This is a genomic window from Klebsiella spallanzanii (assembly GCF_902158555.1).
Taxonomy (GTDB): domain Bacteria; phylum Pseudomonadota; class Gammaproteobacteria; order Enterobacterales; family Enterobacteriaceae; genus Klebsiella; species Klebsiella spallanzanii.
The window spans coordinates 44708-62633 of record NZ_CABGGS010000046.1 but is presented as its reverse complement, the minus strand read 5'-3'; the positions used below and the strand labels follow the sequence as shown (position 1 = coordinate 62633).

11 protein-coding genes are annotated in these 17926 nt (G+C 57.6%); all 11 read right to left on the bottom strand.

Annotated elements, in window-relative coordinates; translation table 11 throughout:
- Window positions 1-30 precede the first annotated feature (30 nt).
- The gene (recD, locus tag FN082_RS26760) at window positions 31-1866 is read right to left on the bottom strand and encodes an exodeoxyribonuclease V subunit alpha (protein ID WP_142982675.1); all 1836 of its coding nucleotides are present in this window, start codon (window positions 1864-1866) and stop codon (window positions 31-33) included.
- Window positions 1863-5408, bottom strand: coding sequence for an exodeoxyribonuclease V subunit beta (recB, locus tag FN082_RS26755; protein WP_142982674.1), 3546 nt, complete (start codon window positions 5406-5408; stop codon window positions 1863-1865). Before recB ends, recD begins: the two co-directional genes overlap by 4 nt.
- Window positions 5405-8290: a pitrilysin gene (ptrA, locus tag FN082_RS26750; RefSeq protein WP_139540153.1), complete on the bottom strand. Its 2886-nt coding sequence runs from the start codon at window positions 8288-8290 to the stop codon at window positions 5405-5407. The genes recB and ptrA overlap by 4 nt, the downstream gene beginning before the upstream one ends.
- 128 nt (window positions 8291-8418) lie before the next feature.
- Window positions 8419-11793: an exodeoxyribonuclease V subunit gamma gene (recC, locus tag FN082_RS26745; protein WP_142982673.1), complete on the bottom strand. Its 3375-nt coding sequence runs from the start codon at window positions 11791-11793 to the stop codon at window positions 8419-8421.
- Window positions 11794-11805: 12 nt separating this feature from the next.
- Window positions 11806-12129 carry a prepilin-type N-terminal cleavage/methylation domain-containing protein gene (locus tag FN082_RS26740; RefSeq protein ID WP_139540155.1) on the bottom strand — a complete coding sequence of 108 codons (324 nt, stop codon included), beginning with the start codon at window positions 12127-12129 and terminating at the stop codon, window positions 11806-11808.
- Window positions 12114-12521 carry a DUF2509 family protein gene (locus FN082_RS26735; RefSeq protein ID WP_139540156.1) on the bottom strand — a complete coding sequence of 136 codons (408 nt, stop codon included), beginning with the start codon at window positions 12519-12521 and terminating at the stop codon, window positions 12114-12116. The genes FN082_RS26740 and FN082_RS26735 overlap by 16 nt, the downstream gene beginning before the upstream one ends.
- Window positions 12518-13081, bottom strand: coding sequence for a prepilin peptidase-dependent protein (locus FN082_RS26730; protein ID WP_139540157.1), 564 nt, complete (start codon window positions 13079-13081; stop codon window positions 12518-12520). The genes FN082_RS26735 and FN082_RS26730 overlap by 4 nt, the downstream gene beginning before the upstream one ends.
- Window positions 13072-13539, bottom strand: a complete 468-nt coding sequence (locus tag FN082_RS26725; protein WP_139540158.1) for a prepilin peptidase-dependent protein — start codon at window positions 13537-13539, stop codon at window positions 13072-13074. Before FN082_RS26725 ends, FN082_RS26730 begins: the two co-directional genes overlap by 10 nt.
- A gap of 221 nt (window positions 13540-13760) precedes the next feature.
- Window positions 13761-14555, bottom strand: a complete 795-nt coding sequence (gene thyA / locus FN082_RS26720) for a thymidylate synthase (RefSeq protein WP_139540159.1) — start codon at window positions 14553-14555, stop codon at window positions 13761-13763.
- Window positions 14556-14561: 6 nt separating this feature from the next.
- Window positions 14562-15437, bottom strand: coding sequence for a prolipoprotein diacylglyceryl transferase (lgt, locus tag FN082_RS26715; protein WP_139540160.1), 876 nt, complete (start codon window positions 15435-15437; stop codon window positions 14562-14564).
- A gap of 233 nt (window positions 15438-15670) precedes the next feature.
- Window positions 15671-17917, bottom strand: coding sequence for a phosphoenolpyruvate--protein phosphotransferase (gene ptsP, locus FN082_RS26710; protein WP_139540161.1), 2247 nt, complete (start codon window positions 17915-17917; stop codon window positions 15671-15673).
- Window positions 17918-17926: the final 9 nt, after the last annotated feature.

The following is a 17926-nucleotide window of genomic DNA, read 5'->3' as shown; positions in this document are numbered from 1 at the left end:
CGCCGGGTACTGAGCCCGGCAGGTCAGGTTTCACTGAGCGGCAAAAATATCCGCCAGACCGCTACGTCGCTCGGTACGCGCGACAACCGACTGGGCCAACACCTGCTCATCGGCATAGATCGACAACTGCTGCTTCGCACGGGTTATCGCGGTATAAACCAGCTCGCGAGTCACCAGCGGCACGCTGCGCGAAGGGAGGATCAGCGCAGCATGATCGAATTCCGAGCCCTGCGATTTATGCACCGTCATCGCCCATGCGGTATCGTGTTCCGGCAGGCGGCTTGGCTGTACAGACTTGACGCTGCCATCGGGCATCGGGAACCAGACGCGAAGGCCATCGCCTCTTTCCAGCGCAATACCGATATCACCATTAAACAGCCCTAGCGCGCTGTCATTGCGGGAGATCATCACCGGACGTCCTTCATACCAACGAGAATGACGTGGTAAAGCAATCACCCGCTTACGATTTAACACCTGCTCAAGCTGTTCGTTCACCCCGCTAACGCCATAGGGGCCATCGCGCAGCGCGCACAGCAACTGGAACTCGCCAAAGGCGGCAATCAGCGCTTCTGGCTCAGCCCGTTCGCGCAGCAATTGCAGGAAGCGACCATAGCCCGCCTGTGCCTGAACAAGCATCGCTTCATACTCTTCAGTCGTACTAAGCGGGTAGAGCGCGATATCGTCAAACGACTGGCGCAGCGTCGCGCGAACCGCGCTGCGCTCGCCGCTATTCACGGCCCAGGCCAGATGACCAATGCCGGAATGGCGACCAAAACGGTAGCTTTTTTGCAGCAGACACAGACTGTCGCGCAGGGCGCCTGCGATCTCGCCCTCGCCTGCAGGCACCGGCTGACCGGTCAATCGACCGAGCTGCGCCGCCCGCTCCGGAGTATATCCCGCGTTAACCCATGCGCAGATATCACCAAGAACCGCACCGGCCTCTACCGAAGCAAGCTGATCGCGGTCACCAAGGAAAATAACCCGTCCGTGTTCCGGCAGGGCATCAATCAGGCGCGACATCATTGGCAGGTCAATCATCGAGGCTTCATCCACCACCAGCACGTCAAGATGCAGCGGGTTGCCGGCGTGATAGCGCAGCCGCTGGCTCCCCGGCTGAGCGCCCAGCAGACGATGGAGAGTACTTGCTTCCGTCGGTACCAGCACCTTTTGCGCTTCCGTTAGCGGCAGGCGGCGCAGCGCAGCGCCAAGGGACTCGGTCAGACGTGCGGCGGCTTTACCGGTCGGTGCCGCCAGGCGAATACGGCAACGCGGGCTGGCGTTGGTCTGAATCAGCGCTGCCAATAGTTTGGCAACGGTCGTGGTTTTCCCCGTACCGGGGCCGCCGGAAATCACCGAGATACGGCGGGTCAAGGCAACCGCCGCCGCCACTTTTTGCCAGTCAATTTCATCGCCGGGCGGAAACAGCGCATCGAGCGTCGAAGTCAACAGGCTTTCATCAACTTCCAGCACCTGATTGGCTTCGTTAAAAAAGCGAGCGACGGTGAGTTCGTTGCGCCACATGCGATTGAGATAGAGCCGCTCGCCACAGAGGATTATGGGCGTCGGACGATCACCGCGGCTGACGGCTTCAGAGCCAAGCAGCAGCGTTGACCAGTCGTCCGGGATGCCTGTCAGCTCAAGAATTTGCTCGCGCAGGCCCGCCGTTTTTCCGCCCAACAGCTCATCATCTTTGAGACGAGAAATGGGCAGGCAGACGTGCCCCTCACCGGCATCGCGGCTCAGGATCGCGGCGGCCAGCTTGACCGCAGGGTGCGCCTCTTGCGCTACCATCAGCGCAAACTGGACATCCAGCGGGCGCAGCAGCCGCTGTTCAGCCGCTTCCAGTAACAGTTCATCCATAGTCATAGCCCCACCTCCTGCGTTTCCCCAGCAAACAGGGCATCAAGGCCGTCAATCAGCGGCTGCACCGGGCGGGTGGTAAAGATCCCCTGACCACCTTCCTGCCCATCCATACCGCGTAAAAAGAGATAAATGACCCCACCGAAATGACGCTCATAATCATAATCGGCAATCCGGTGACGTAAATAGCGGTGCAGCGCCAGGCTGTAGAGCTGATACTGCAAATCGTAGCGATGCGAGCGCATCGCCTGCATCATAGCGTCCTGGGTATAGGCCACGCGGTTTTCACCTAACCAGTTGGATTTGTAATCCAGCAGGTAATAACGGCCATTGTGGCGGAACACCAGGTCGATAAAGCCTTTCAGCATGCCGCGCACCTGGCGGAAGTCGAGCGTAGGGGTATCGACGGAGAGCGGATCGTACTGACGAATCAGCGCATCCAGATGCAGCGGATCCAGCGGCTGCTCAATGGGCAGATAAAAAGCCATTTCCACCTGTTTATCGCGTTCGCTGAGCTGATTCAGGGCAATCTCCGCTCCCGGCAGACGAGTGGACAGCACGCCGTCGAGCCAATCGGTCAGCACCGGCGTCCATTTCTCCTCAAACCCACTCAGTTTTAGCTTTTCCGCCATCCAGTCAGCGGGAACCGGCTGGGTAAAATCAATATCTTCAAACAGGCTGTGCAAGAATGTCCCCGGCGACGCGCCGCGAGGAAACTGGTGCGGCGTAAGCTGTGGCTCTTCCGCTACCTCGCCGACGCCTGCGGCATCGACATCCAGACGCGGCAAAAGATCCTGCGCCGCGCTGTGCCCATTTTGCTGCAAGCCAGAGTAGCTGGTAACCCGCCAGTCGTCAGCCAGCGAGCGTTCAAGCATGCGGGCAGAGAGCGGTGGCAGCTCCTCCTGTGGAGCCTGCCAGGGAGTCTGCGCCGTCAGCGTCGGGAGTTGCAAAGCGATGTTATCGCAGCAGAACGCCTGCAAGCGTGCCATCAGTCCAGCAGCATCCATCGCTTCTCCACCCTGTAGCAGACGGCCCAGGGCGCTGTGGTGAAAATCGCTGACGCCGGGTTTGTCACTGCGACGGGTGCTGAGCGGCGCAACGCCAAGACTGCAGTGCCAGACCGCACGGGTCAGCGCAACATACAGCAGACGTAAATCTTCGGCCAGACGCTCGGCCTCCGCCAGCTCCATGCTGCCCTCATCCTCGCCAAGGTCGAGGACGGCGGCAAAGGAACTTCTGTCGTGATAAAACGCCTGGTCCTGCTTACGAAAACGCGCGATAAACGGCAGCCAAACCAGCGGATACTCCAGCCCTTTCGATTTGTGGATGGTGACAATCTGCACCAGATGTTTGTCGCTCTCCAGGCGCATCTGCTGGCTGGAAGCGTTGCTGTCCGGCTCAGCGATGTGCTGAGCTAACCAGCGCACCAGCGCGTGTTCGCTCTCCAGCTGATTCGCCGCCTCCTGAAGCAGCTCGCTGATATGCAGGACATCGGTCAGACGCCGCTCGCCGCCGCGGGTCGCCAGCAAATTTTCTGCGATGCGCCTCGCGGTCATCAGCGCGCGCAGCATCGGCATAACACCGCGCTGGCGCCAGATTTGCCGGTAGCCGCTAAACTCCTCTACCAACTCATCCCACGCCCGTTCGTCGTGATTGAAGTTTTCGATATCCTGCGCGTTAAGGCCAAACATTGAGGTCGCCAGCGCGCTGCGCAGGGTGTTTTCACGCTCCGGAGCCAGCACCGCCTGCAGCAACCATAGCAGCTCCTGCGCCTCCGGCGTTTCAAACACGCTATCGCGGTTGGAAAGATACACAGAGGGAATCGACAGCAGTTGGAGAGCATCGCGAATTAACGATGCCTCCTGGCGATTACGCACCAGCACCGTGATATCCGAAGCCCGCACCGGCTCAGCTTTTTCGCCACGCCATAGCAGCGCCCTGCCCTGCTGGCCCGCGCTAAGCCAGTCGCGAATTTGCGCCGCGCATAGCTGGGCCATAAACGTCTGGTAATCACCCGCGCCCACGGCTTCGCCTGACATTAGCCAGATATTCATCGCCGGAACCGCATCATCATCGACGGTAAAGCGCAGCCCCTGATTTTTACCTGCCGATTTCACCGGCAAGAACGGGATTTCGCGGAACATAAAAGGATTATCGCTCAGGCTAAACAGGCGATTGACGCTTTCAACCATTCCCGGCGCGGAACGCCAGTTCGTGTCCAGCGTATAATGGGCGGCGACATCCCCGCGCGCCTTCATGTAGGTAAAGATATCCGCGCCGCGGAAGGCGTAGATGGCCTGTTTAGGATCGCCAATCAGCAATAGTGCGGTGTCTGCCTGTTGCCGCCAGATTCGACGAAAAATACGGTACTGCTGCGGGTCGGTATCCTGGAATTCATCAATCATCGCCACTGGAAAGCGCTGACGGATCGCGCTGGCCAGCGCTTCTCCGCTCTCTCCGCGCAGAGCGTCATCCAGGCGGCTGAGCATATCGTCGAAGCCCAGTTCGCCGCGACGACGTTTCTCACGTGCTACTGCTTCACGGATTTCGACCATGGCCCTGGCGATAACCAGATCGGTCAAGGTTCGCGGTGACGCCAGCAGCGCCTCAACCGCGCTGAACAACGGATGTACCGGCGGCGCACCGTCCGCTTTGGTACGCTCAATTAAGAAGGATTGAGAGAACTTTTCCAGGGCTTCCGGAAGCTGATAGCTCAGGGTCTCTTCCTGCGCCCAGGCATTCACTTTCTCCAGCCATTTTCCCTGATTGCCGCGATTGAATTTGCGCCGGTCAAGGCCAGAGCTTTCCAGCACGGCTTCAATCTCACCCGCCTGCTGCATCCACTGCTGCTTAAGCGCATTAATGCGCCCAACGATTTGCTGATGGCGCTCGGCCAGCGTTTCTTCAGCGGGCGGCGGTGATTTAAGCTGCGGCGCTTCCCCCTGCAGCCAGCGGTCGATTGACTTCAGCAGGTCGCGGGGGCCTTTCCACGCCTCGTGGATAACCGCAGCGATATCGCGCGGCAGCGGGTAGCAGTGGCGACGCCAGAAGTCGGCGCAGGCCTGATAGCGCAGGCGGGATTCATCTTCAATCAGCTGCTGTTCAAACAGCATGCCGGATTCAAAAGCGTTGAGGCTCAGCATCCGTTGGCAGAAACCGTGAATGGTAAACACCGCGGCCTCATCCATCTGGCGTTCAGCGAGCAGCAGCGTTTGCGCCGCCTGGTTTTTATCGGTAATTTCCGCCAGTAGCCCGGCGTAGAGAGGATTGTCGGTGCTGTCGCGCAGACAGGCGATGCGCAGCTCGTGGATATTGCTACGAATACGCCCGCGCAGCTCTTCGGTCGCCGCCTCGGTAAAGGTCACCACCAGCAGCTCTTCTACGCTGACCTGCCGGGGGAAGGCGAATTCACCGCCCAGCCCCAGCAGCAGCCGCAGATAGAGCGCGGCGATAGTAAAGGTTTTTCCGGTGCCCGCAGAGGCTTCTATCAGACGCTCGCCCGTCAGGGGCAAGCGCAGGGGGTCAAGAGACTCGGCGGTATCGGTCATTCATTCTCTCGCATCAGGGGTAAGGATTTCTGCAATGCGCTGACGTTTTCCCAGACTTTGCCATCCTGCGGATGAGCGTATTCAACCTTGCCGTTCTGGCTGCCGGAAATCTGTGACAGTATCGCCATGCCTTGCGGATCCACCACCGTCTGATGGAAGAAGTCGGCAAGTTTTTGCGGCGTCAGCAGTTTAATCTGAGCCACTACTTTATCACGTGAATCGAAGCGCATATTACCGCGATCGAAATCTTTGCTCAGCTTCGACGCTTCATCGCTCAGGGTTTGCGGCGCTTGCTGCATCTGGCTGATAACCGCCTGCTGAATTTGCGCAAACTCCTCCGGCTTCATTGCCCGCAGTTTGGCTTCCGCCGTCGGAAAGAAGGCCTGGAAGCGTTGCCAGAGGAATTCAGGCTGCTTATCGCTGCTTTGCAGCAGGAAGCCCATTCCCCACTGGCGACCAACGTTCATCGAGAAAGCAAAGACCGCATAGCCCAGCTGTTCTTCGGTACGCAATTGGTTATAGAACCACGGCTGCACAATTTGCCCGAGAAGAGAACTCGCAGCAGAGCTGGTATATTCGTCCACGTTCGGCGGTGCGAAGACCGCAGCCAGCGCGGAATCGGTGCTGTTACCCGCTTTTTCAAAAATCGCCAGCTGTTTGCTGTTTACCAGCACGTCTTTGTTACGACACCATTCGTTACCGTCTGCGCCCAGCTGTTTTTGAATCTGCCGCGCCATGGCAGTTGATTGATCGGCGGTGAGATTACCAATCACCAAAAGCTCCGGACGCCCTTTCGCTTTGAGATTATCGCGGTACTCCAGCACCTCTTTGAGCGTAATTGACGGCAGCAGCGCACGACGCTCTTCGCGCTGGAAGTACGGCACCTGAGAAACCATCTGAATCGGCATAATCGCCTGATCGTAGGCTTTGCCTTTATCCGCCGAATCCATCATCTGAGCATACCAGGATTTGGCCTGATCCAACTGTTCTTCGGTAGGCGTGTAGCTGAAGTAACCGTCCAGCAGGGCGTTAAACAGCTCCGGCAGATGCTGCGTGTAGCCGTTAGCGTTAACCATCAGCCCGTTATTTGCACCGGTAGAGAAGCTGATGCCCCCAACCGCTGCCTGGTTGCTGAGCTGATCGAGCGCGATACCCGCCAGATAATCATTGAGGGCAAACATCACCTGACGGCGGGCGCTGTCCATGCCCTGCGGGTTACGCAGAACCAGCGAAATATCCGCTTTGGGTTCACTGGCGAAGTACTGGCTCGGCGCATAAATCACCCGCAGCGTCGGTTCATCAACAATCAACTGCGGATGCGAATAGGCCTTGTCGCTTTTGATTAAGGTGAAATCGTCTGGAATATAGGGGTTCAGCACCGGCAGCTTGAGATCGATAGCGCTGGATTTCTGCTGCCAGTCGGCGAAAGTTTGCTCGCCGATTTTATCTACCTGATAGGGCGCGTTAACAAAGTAGGCCGTCTTGTTATGCGGTTCCTTCGGACTGATATACCAGATACGGGCATTTTGCGGCGTCATCATCGCCAGACGGTCTTTGATCGCCTGCGGATCGTAGCGATCGGCGATATTGACGACATCCAGCGTATGCTCAACCGGCACGCGGATCATGGTGTCGGCCAGCCATTCGACGTAATCCATATTACGGTTGATGGACGGGTAGCGGAAGTCGAGCGCCAGCACATGGGCCAGTTCGTCAAAATAGCGTTTATCGATCCCCTGACTGCGCAGCAGATTGAGGTAGCTGAAAATGGCCGCAGTGACTTCATCACGGTGCGCCAGCCCTTTGTCCGTAAGGGTGGCAGAGATAGCCAGCACCCCACTATTACCGTTAACGACCGGGTCAGAGTCCGCCCGAATGCCTTCAACCAGCCCTTGTTTTTGCAGCCAGTCAGAAAGCGTGCCCGGGCTACGGTTGCCGATCATATAGGTCACCAGCTCGTCGGTTTTACTGCGGAACTGGTCGCTATTGTTATCAATGCGGAATTCCACGCGCAGCACTTTGCGCGGCATCGCCGGGACGTAATGAATGATGATGCCCTTTTGCGCATCGGTCACTACCGGGACGGTGATTTCCGGTTTGCTGATATCGTGGTTCGGCACGCGACCATAGGTAGCTGCGGCGATGCTCGCCAGCTCCGGCAAAGGTTTATTGCTGTAGATCACCGCTTTCATCAGGTTGGCGGAATACCAGCTATCGCGGAAAGCGTGCAGCGCGTCAAGAACCGGTTTACCGGGCTTGTCGCTTAGCGTTTCAAGGTTACCGCCCGAAAATTGCGATCCGGGGTGCGCCGGGTTAATGGTTTCTGCACTAACCTGCGCCATGCGCATACCATCGCGGGTCCGCGCCATCGTTAGCTCGGCATTAACCGCATTACGCTCGCGGTCGGCATATTTTTTATCCAGCAACGGTGCGGCAATCGCGTCAGCCAGGCGATCCACTGCGCCGTTGAGCGCATCGTTTTCTACTTCAAGATAGAACGCGGTGCGATACGGCGCGGTACTGGCGTTGTGGCTGCCGCCGTGCATCTTGAGGAACTCGGCGAGGCTGTCAGGCTGGGGATACTTTTTCGAGCCCATCAGCGTCATATGTTCCAGGAAGTGGGCCAGCCCCTGATGCTCGACGGGATCCTGCAGCGAACCCACGGGAACAACCAGCGCCGACAGCGATTTCACTGCCTGCGGATCGGAAACCAGCAACACCACCATGCCGTTATCGAGGCGAATCGCCTGATACTGGCGGGTATCTTTTTCGCTTTTACGGATGGTTTCCTGAATCGGTTGCCATCCGGTGTCTGCCTGACTTAACGGCGCCCAAAGGGCGGCCAGTACAACAATAACCTTGAACCATAAACTGCGGGGCATTCACGGACCTCATCATTAACAAACCTGGCGCTGCACAATATGCAGCCTTTATAAAACATCAGTCCGTGATTCGCTGCGCATCATAAATGAACTGCCATCCATTGCGCAATTTTTATACTATTACAATGTTATTCGGACTGATGGAAACGAAATACCGGCAGCAAATAGCGCTGCGTTTGCGCAACGATCTCTTCAAAGTATTCCGGCTCCAGAGTACGCCACAGGCGCTGGTACCAGACATCGGCACCTTCGCCGCTGACCACCATGTTGCCTTCATAAGCCTGAAGAAATTTACTGCGCGCTTTTTGCTGCGTTTCTTCGTCCATTAACATGACATCCTTTTCAGCGTCATAACAGACTTTTAGCCATGCGCCACCGCTTTCTGGTAGCAGCAGCAGAGGTTTTGACATCCCTTGCAGGTAGCCCTCAACAAGCTCATTCAGATATTCCTGAGCCTGTTCCTGCGCCAGCGGGGGAAAGCGCCACTCTCCTTCTTTGCGCACAAACAGTCGACTTTCGCCATTACCGCCGCTAGCACAATAGACAAGATGCTCCAGCCAAAGTTGCATTCCTTGCGTCACGCTCAGTAACGATGGTCGCCAGCGCAGCAAACCGTCGGATTGTACCTGCTGTAGCCAGCCCGTAATGTTGACTCCGTTACATTGCAGATCGATTTCCATACTTTGCCCCGGCTGGCGACAGGCTATCACCCGTTCGGCCAGATTTTGCATCTCCTGCCGCTGGCTCTCCCAGGCCAGTTCGCCGAAAGCGCCGTAAGGTAATTCCCCGGCGGCGCGGAAACGACGATACATCGCCGAGGCATCATGCTGTTCAATCAGCGTATTGAGCAACTGCTGGTTGAGCTGATAGCGGCTCAGCCCTTCGAGGGTAAAAGGTTCGTCATCAGGGATCTCACTCTCCTCTGAGCGGAAATTCACCCGCAGCCGCTGCTGAAAGAAAGCGCGAACAGGGTGCTGCCAGAAACGCAACAGCTGTTCTAACGGTAAGTGATCAATTTCAGGTGCCGGTAAAGGCTGGATAAAGTCGCCGTGCGCCTCACCCTGCTGGCTGGCTGCGGCCAGCCATTCCCGGGCATAGCTTTGATCTTCGTCGGTCAGAAAATTTGCGGCATCAAAGGGCATTCGGGTATGCAGATGAGTGATGTGTTCTTTGACGCGACGCTCACTGGCATCGCAATCCAGTGCTTCATCGCCCGCCAGGCAGTGGCTCTGGCCGATATAGTCCGCCAGCTCCTGAACAAGAACGGAGGGATAGCGCTCGCTGTTATCCTGAATTGAACGGCCAATATAGCTGATATACAGCTTCTGCTCGGCCGACATCAGCGCTTCGAGGAACAGATAGCGGTCATCATCGCGACGGCTGCGGTCGCCGCGCTGCGGCTTCTGGCTCATCAGGTCAAAGCCCAGCGGCGCGAGGGTGCGAGGATAAACACCGTCGTTCATCCCCAGCAGACAGACCACTTTGAAAGGAATTGAACGCATAGGCATCAGGGTGCAAATATTTACCGGCCCTGCGAGGAAGCGCTGGCTGATTCGCTGCTGATCGAGCCGCTGAGCCAGCTCATCGCGGAGTAGCGACAGCGGAACCGCTTCGCCATATTGCGCTTCTACGCCGCCGTCAATCACCGCCTGCCACTGTTGTTCAATCAGCGTCAGGGCCGCTTCCGTTTCGCTGTCCGGAAGGAAAAAGTCGTTAAGCAGGTCACGGCATACCGGCAGCCACTCGGCTAACGGGCGATCCTGAGCCAGCCCGCGACGCCAGAGATTAAGCTGCATCAGCAGCGATGCCAGATTGCCCACCAGCTCGGCGATGAGCCCGCTCGACTCATCATACGGCAGCACCGAGCGCCACTCCCCTTCGCTGCTGTCCATAGCGTAGCCCAATAGCATCCGCGTCAGGCCAAAGCGCCAGGTGTGCTGGCCGGTTGCCGGGAGGTCGAGTTCGCGCACGTTGTCGTCATCCATTCCCCAGCGTACGCCAGATTCGTTAACCCACTGGCGCAGATAGCGCAGCCCTTCTTCGTCAATGTTAAACCGCGCGGCCAGTACCGGAACATCCAGCAGCGCCAGAACATCTTCGCTGGCAAAGCGGCTATCGGGAAGCGAAAGAAGCGTGATAAATGCCTGTAATGCAGGGTGGGATTCACGTGCGCGGCGGTCGGAAATCGCCCACGGCAGCCAGCGTTCACCGCTGGCGCTGCCGAAGACGGCCTGGATATAGGGACTGTAGCTATCGATATCCGCCACCATAACGATAATATCGCGCGGCGTCAGTTCGGGGTTCTCTTCAAGCATCGCCAGCAGCCGGTCGTGCAGCACCTCGACTTCGCGCTGCGGGCTGTGGCAAACATGAATCGTCAGGCTGCGGTCATCCACAGCGAGCGCCCGTTTGCTGCGGCTGTTGGCGAACTCTTCGGCACTGCGCCCGGCCACCGCCTCATTGCGCAATTCGAGAATATCCGCCTGAAGATTATGCAGCAGGTTATCCGGCGCAATATCGACAAAGGCATCCAGTTCTTCATAGCGCTCAAGGCCCGCCAGCAGATAAATATAATCTCGCCCCAGCTTGCCCCAGGAAGCCAGAAGCGGGTTACCAACGTCCTGCTCCCCGGCGTCGTTAAACAAGCCCGGAGCCTGCTCAGCATCACGAAACAACGGCAACTCTCGGGTCGTTTCACGGTGGTGGCGGCGCTGGCGGGACATCAGTTTTGCCAGAAATCCCGGATCTTTGATGTCACCCCAGTAGTAGCGACACGGGTTAGTGAAAAGGACGTAAACATCAACATGTTTACCCAGCGCCTGTAGCGCCTGCAGGTACACCGGCGGCAGCGCCGAAATCCCGCAAATAAATACCCGCGACGGCAGCCCGGCGGGCGGCTCTTCAGCTGCTTCAAGCGCGCTGATAAAACGTTGATATAAATTGGCGCGATGCCACAGCGGCTGCCCCAGTTCTGCAGTGTACTCCACCAGCGCTTTCCACAAAGGCGCCTGCCACTCCTGCGCTTCACCAAGGCCGTCAACGCGTCCGTCAGCCTCCCAGCGCATTAGCCATTCAGGGCGATAAACCAAATACTGGTCATAGAGATCCGCTACCCTTGTCGCCAGCTGAAACAGTTTACGCTTGTCACTGTCATCGTTCAGATAGTGGCGCAGCAGCGTGAAGGCCTCATCGTCAAGACGCTGCGGCAGCAGGGTCATCAGCTTCCAGCTCATGCTTTGTTTGCTGAACGCGCTTTCACCGGGAATGTCTTTCAGCACTCGTACGAACATGTCCCAGATAAAACTGGCGGGAAGCGGGAAATCAATATTGGCCGCAATCCCGAATCGCTTTGCCAGCGTCATCTGTAGCCATTGCGCCATCCCGGTACTTTGCACCAGCACCATTTCAGGCATGAAGGGGTCGTCCAGCCGCTGGCGCTCGACGATAAATTCCATCAACGCTTCAAGGACATCCAGACGGTTTGAGTGGTACACCCTTAACATATTCGCTCCTGGCTACTGACTGACCGGGCAATGCAGCCGGGTCATCTGCGCCCGCCTGGCTGCGGGCATGGTGATCGTTACCGTGATGCTGACACATCTTTGCACTGATGTCTGCATGCGGGATACCTGGCGATTGTCAGCAACCGCTGGCGGATGCAACTGACTAAACCGCCACGCATCACGCCACAGCTGACGATATTGATTAAGCTGCATGAAGCCGTTGGCCAGCCCGCGCTGATAGCCTGCCAGCGCGGTAATGGTCATGATCAGCAGCACCAAAGCCAACAGAGTTTCCGGCAGGCTGAACCCGCGCTGTCGCCTCAGGGCATCCGACATAAGCTGACCTCCTTTAGCGGGCAGAAATCGCTCCAGCCATGGGGAGAAAAGCGCAGGCTGTTTTGTTCCACCGTGCCGGATTGCCACAGCTGCATAGTGCCGCTGCCGCCAATCAGCAATACTGAGTCGTCGCTGAAGAGACGCAGGCAGGCGCGCCAGCCGAGCGACTCATCCTGCTGACAGCTCACCGCATCCTCTGGCGGCCAGGAGAGTCCCTTTCCCCACTGCAGCGCGGAGTGTGCGCCAGCAGTATCGCGAAGCGCCTGCGTCTCACTGGCCGTCTGCGCAAACAAAGAGCGCTGCTGCTGGTTCAGCCCTTGAAGCAGCAAACTGCCGAGCGCCAGAAGCAGGAGCACCATTAACAGCGAAGAGAGACCGCGCTGGCGATTCACAGGTTATATCCCGTTACGCTGTATTCCGCCCGCGCGTGAATTTGCAGATCGGCAGCGGATTGCGCCGCCAGCGTTATCGAGAATTCAGGTGAGAACTCCGCTTTATTCTGCCGGGTAACCTGAAACGTAGTGACCTTAATCGCCGCCGGGTTGGTCATTTTCTCCCAGCCTTTTCCACTACAGTCAGTGGCCCCTCGCAGGGTTTCCAGCGCGCCGTCGCGCAGCCGAAACCCCGTGGTGTCGGATTCAGACGGCGGAGAAGTATTCCAGACCCCATCGCTGTTGCTATCCCAGCGAACAAGCAGGCAATCACCGCTGCCTGCGATATAGAGCGCCGCTCCGCTACATTGACCACGACAATAACCGGCGCGCTGCAAATGCTTCGCCACGGTATAGATTCGCTGCCAGAGCTCATTTTCCAGGGACTGCTGCCGGGTCTGGCGAAGCGCAGCCCACTGCAGCGCCGGAAGAAAACGCGCGCTTCCGAGTAATAACACGGAGCTGATAGCCATCGCGATTAACGTTTCTGGTAGTGAAAAACCGCTGCATTTTACAGGCATGATGCCGTCTCCTCGCTGCGGCAGAGGCGGATTCGCCCCCAGTTAGAGACAATAATATTCCAGCCGCCCGCCGCGCTTTGCAGCCGGATATGCCCGGCCCAGGCGGTATTGCGCAGGCCGTAAAAACCCAGCCCCGGCGTCATTGTGCTGAGCGAAACCTCCGGCCACATCGGCTGCAGGGTAAAAGCGTTCCTGATGCTACAATCAGTCATCGCATCGCCGGCGCTCAGGCACCATCCCTCCACGCTCTGACCGACGTTTAATACCCGATCACGGTTGTGCCAGTTGGCGTCATCGCGTAACAACACCAGATAGTCGCGGACCTGGCAGGCGGTTTGCCACAGGCGCTGCTGCTGTTGCCAGCTCTGCCAGCCATAAAGCCCGCTGGCGCTCAGAATCACGACCAGCGTCATCGTGACCAGGGTTTCTATCAGGGTATAGCCAAGTTCTCTGTTCATGGGCCGAGTATGCCTGGCGGTGATGTTTGATACGAACGGTAAAATGCTGGTTTGCGTCGCGCGTCGGAGAGGATTTAAGGCGTTGCAATGGGTTACAAATCTGCGGGAAACCGGCTCGCAAAAATGCGCTTTGGCGGCGGTTTAATAGCTAGCGTTTAGCGTAGTTGGCGCATAAAAAAACCGGCGCTCGCAGGCACCGGTTTTGCATCATCACTTACAGATTAAATCGCCACTGGCGCTTTAATTCCAGGGTGCGGGTCGTAGCCTTCGATTTCGAAGTCTTCAAAGCGGTAGTCAAATATCGACGCCGGTTTACGTTTGATGATCAGCTTCGGCAGCGCACGAGGTTCACGGCTCAGCTGCAGGTGCGTCTGCTCCATGTGGTTGCTGTACAGGTGCGTATCGCCGCCGGTCCAGACAAAATCGCCTACTTCGAGTTCGCACTGCTGCGCCACCATATGCACCAGCAGCGCGTAGCTGGCGATATTGAACGGCAGGCCGAGGAACACATCACAAGAACGCTGATAGAGCTGGCAGGAAAGCTTGCCGTCCGCCACGTAGAACTGGAAGAACGCGTGGCACGGGGCCAGCGCCATTTTATTCAGCTCACCGACGTTCCAGGCCGAGACGATGATACGGCGTGAGTCCGGGTCGTTTTTCAGCTGTTCCATCACGGTAGTGATCTGGTCGATATGACGACCATCCGGCGCGGGCCAGGAACGCCACTGCTTGCCGTAGACCGGCCCCAGATCGCCGTTTTCATCCGCCCACTCGTCCCAGATGGTCACGTTGTTTTCGTGCAAATACGCTACGTTGGTGTCACCCTGCAGGAACCACAGCAGTTCATGGATGATGGAGCGTAAATGACAGCGCTTGGTCGTCACCAACGGGAATCCTTCCTGCAGGTTAAAACGCATCTGGTGGCCGAAAATAGAGACGGTGCCGGTACCGGTGCGGTCATTTTTTTGCGTGCCCTCGTCGAGCACTTTCTGCATCAAATCAAGATACTGTTTCATGGTTCCTCAAGAGTTTTGTTGCTGCGGACGACAACGGTACGCCCAGACCATCATTATGATACCCGCAAGCACCATCGGAATCGAAAGAATCTGCCCCATACTGATGTACTGTACCCAGCCGCCGGTAAACTGCGCATCAGGCTGGCGGAAGAATTCCACGATGATACGGAACAGTCCATAGCCAATCAGGAACAAACCGGAAACCGAACCCGCCGGACGCGGTTTGCGGATAAACAGGTTCAGGATCAGGAACAGCACCACGCCTTCCAGCGCCAGTTCATACAGCTGCGAGGCATGACGCGGCAGCGCGCCGTAGGTGTCAAATAGCGATTGCCACTCGGGATGCGACGGCAGCAGCGCCATATCTTCCGCACGAGAGCCAGGGAAAATCATCGTATAGTGGAAGCTCGGATCGACGCGGCCCCATAGTTCACCGTTGATAAAGTTGCCCAGACGCCCGGCACCGAGACCAAACGGAATCAGCGGTGCAATAAAGTCGGATACCTGGAAAAAGGTGCGCTTGGTGCGTTTAGCAAAGATGATCATCACCAGAATCACGCCGATCAGACCACCGTGGAAGGACATGCCGCCGTCCCAGACGCGGAACAGATAGAGCGGATCGTCAAGGAAGACCGGCAGATTGTAGAAAAAGACATAGCCGAGACGCCCGCCGAGGAAGACGCCGAGAAATCCGGCGTACAGCAGGTTTTCAACTTCGTTTTTTGTCCAGCCGCTGCCTGGACGATTGGCCCGACGGGTGGCCAACCACATCGCAAAAACAAACCCGACCAGGTACATCAGGCCGTACCAGTGGAGGGAGACCGGTCCAATGGAAAATATTACCGGATCAAACTCCGGAAAATGCAGGTAGCCACTATTCATCTGTCACCATAAAGACTTGTTATTCCGCCGAAAGTGGACAGCGGGGATCGTTCGCGTCCGCCAGAAACGGACGCTCCAAAGGCTGCGAATGATAGCATAAGCGCCAGGAGCGATCCGCGTCGGACATGTAAAAGATATGTATACGAATGCGAATGAGCGTTGATGCATTTCCCGGAGGCGGCGCGTTGCGCCTGTCCGGGCTACCAAACTTGTAGCCCGTTCAATAACAACCGCTAACGGCCGCCGCGGATCAGGCCGCCGAGGCCGCGTCGCTCCATGAAAGCCGCAACCTGATGGCGTACTTCGGCGGTCATCTGCGCTTCCAGACTGCGGTGGGAAAGCTCCTGAGCTTCATTGATATCAATGCGGCGCAGCAGATATTTCACCCTCGCCACCGAGCGGCCGTTCATCGACAGATGGCGATAACCCAGGCCTATCAGGATCGTGACACACATCGGATCGCCCGCCATCTCCCCGCAAAGGCGCAGGTCGATACCAAAACGCTCGGCGTCGCGGGCAATCATTGCCAGCGCCCTGAGGACACCCGGATGCAGACTGTCATACATACTGGCGACGCGGGTATTGTTCCGATCCACGGCTAAAATGTATTGCGTCAGGTCGTTGGTGCCAACGGAGATAAAATCGACGCGGTTAGCCAGCTGCGGCAGCATAAAGACCATCGACGGCACTTCCAGCATCACGCCAAGACGCGGGCGTGGGATGGCATAACCGATCATCTCTTCCACTTCACGGCTGGCACGGTCGATAAGGCGTCGGGCTTCATCTACTTCATCCAGACTGGTCACCATCGGCAGCAGGATACTGAGGTTTCCGGTCGCCGCGTTGGCACGCAGCATCGCGCGGACCTGCACCAGGAAGATCTCCGGCTGATCGAGCGTGATCCGAATACCGCGCCAGCCAAGACACGGGTTCTCTTCGCTGATTGGCATATACGGCAGCTGTTTATCCGCACCGATATCCAGCGTACGCAGGGTCACCGATTTGTCGTTGAACATCTGCAGCATGCCCTGATACTGGGCGACCTGCTCCTCTTCAGAGGGGAAGCCGCTTTGCAGCATAAAGGGGATTTCGGTACGGTACAGGCCAATGCCGTCGACAAAATTGCCCAGTTTTTCTTCGTGCTCAGGGCTTAGCCCCGCGTTGAGCATCACTTTTACCCGCTCACCGCTTTTCAGCTCGGAAGCGCGTTCAAGATCGTCCTCCGCCAGGCGGCTAAGCTCGTTTTCTTCGCTGATCAGGCGCTGATACTCTTGCAACAGTACCGGCTCAGGGTCCACCAGCAGCTCGCCGCGATAGCCGTCGACGATCAGGGTATGACCGTGCAGCAGAGAAGGCTGAATATCCGCCCCCATTACCGTCGGAATACCCAGCGCACGGACCATAATCGCAGCGTGCGAGTTAGCCGCACCATCGCGGACCACCACGCCCGCTAAACGATCCTGAGGGACCTCAGCCAGAGTCGTGGCCGACAGCTCGTCCGCTACCAGCACGATGCGCTCCGGCCAGGTATTTGGACCCTGAATACTGTCATCGAGATGGAAAAGCAGCCGCTGACCCAGCGTGCGCAAATCGCCCGCGCGCTCTTTCAGATAGCCGTCGCTAAGCGCGGCAAACTGCTCAGCAAACTTCTCGATGATCTTCTTCACCGCCCATTCAGCCACCGCGCCTTTATCCACTTCGGCAAACAGCTCGCGGCGCAGGCGCGCGTCGGAAAGCAGGTGTGAATAGAGGTCAAAGATTGCCGCCGTCTCTTTCTGCGCTCCGGCAGAGTAGCGCTTGCTGTAGCGACGAAACTCGTTGGCCGCCTCTTCCAGCGCGCCGGTCAACCTTTCCCGCTCAGAAGCAGTATCAAGCGTGGAAGCTTCATAAACCTGCTCCATCAGCGGCAGGCTGACGTCCATCCAGCCTTCGGCTATCGCGACGCCTGATGAAGCGGGCAGCGCGCGGATGCGGGTCTGGCGGTATTGACCAAACAGCGCATTTAGTTGGGATTGAGAAAGAATGCCGGCGATTTGCGTGGCCAGGGTGACAAGGAAAGACTCCTCGCTTTCATCAAACTGACGCAGCTCACGCTGCTGCACCACCAGCACACCGAGCAGCTGACGCCGCTGGATAATCGGTACACCGAGGAAGGCGCGAAAGCGACCCTCTTTTACTGCGGGAATATATTTAAAACTGGGGTGCTTTTGCGCATCGGCGAGGTTAATGGGCTCCGCCAGGCGACCAACCAGGCCGACCAGTCCTTCATCAAAAGCGAGCGCAACGATACGCCCGCGGGGCTTTTTCAACCCGCGAGTCGCCATCAGGTAATAACAGCGTCGGTCATTGTCAGCCAGATAAACCGAACAGACTTCCGTCTCCATCGCGGCGCAGACATCGGTTACCAGGATATCCAGCGCCTCGTTTAAACGCGGCGCACTCGCGACCTTCTCGACTATTTCTCGCAACCGAGTGAGCATAATGTGCGT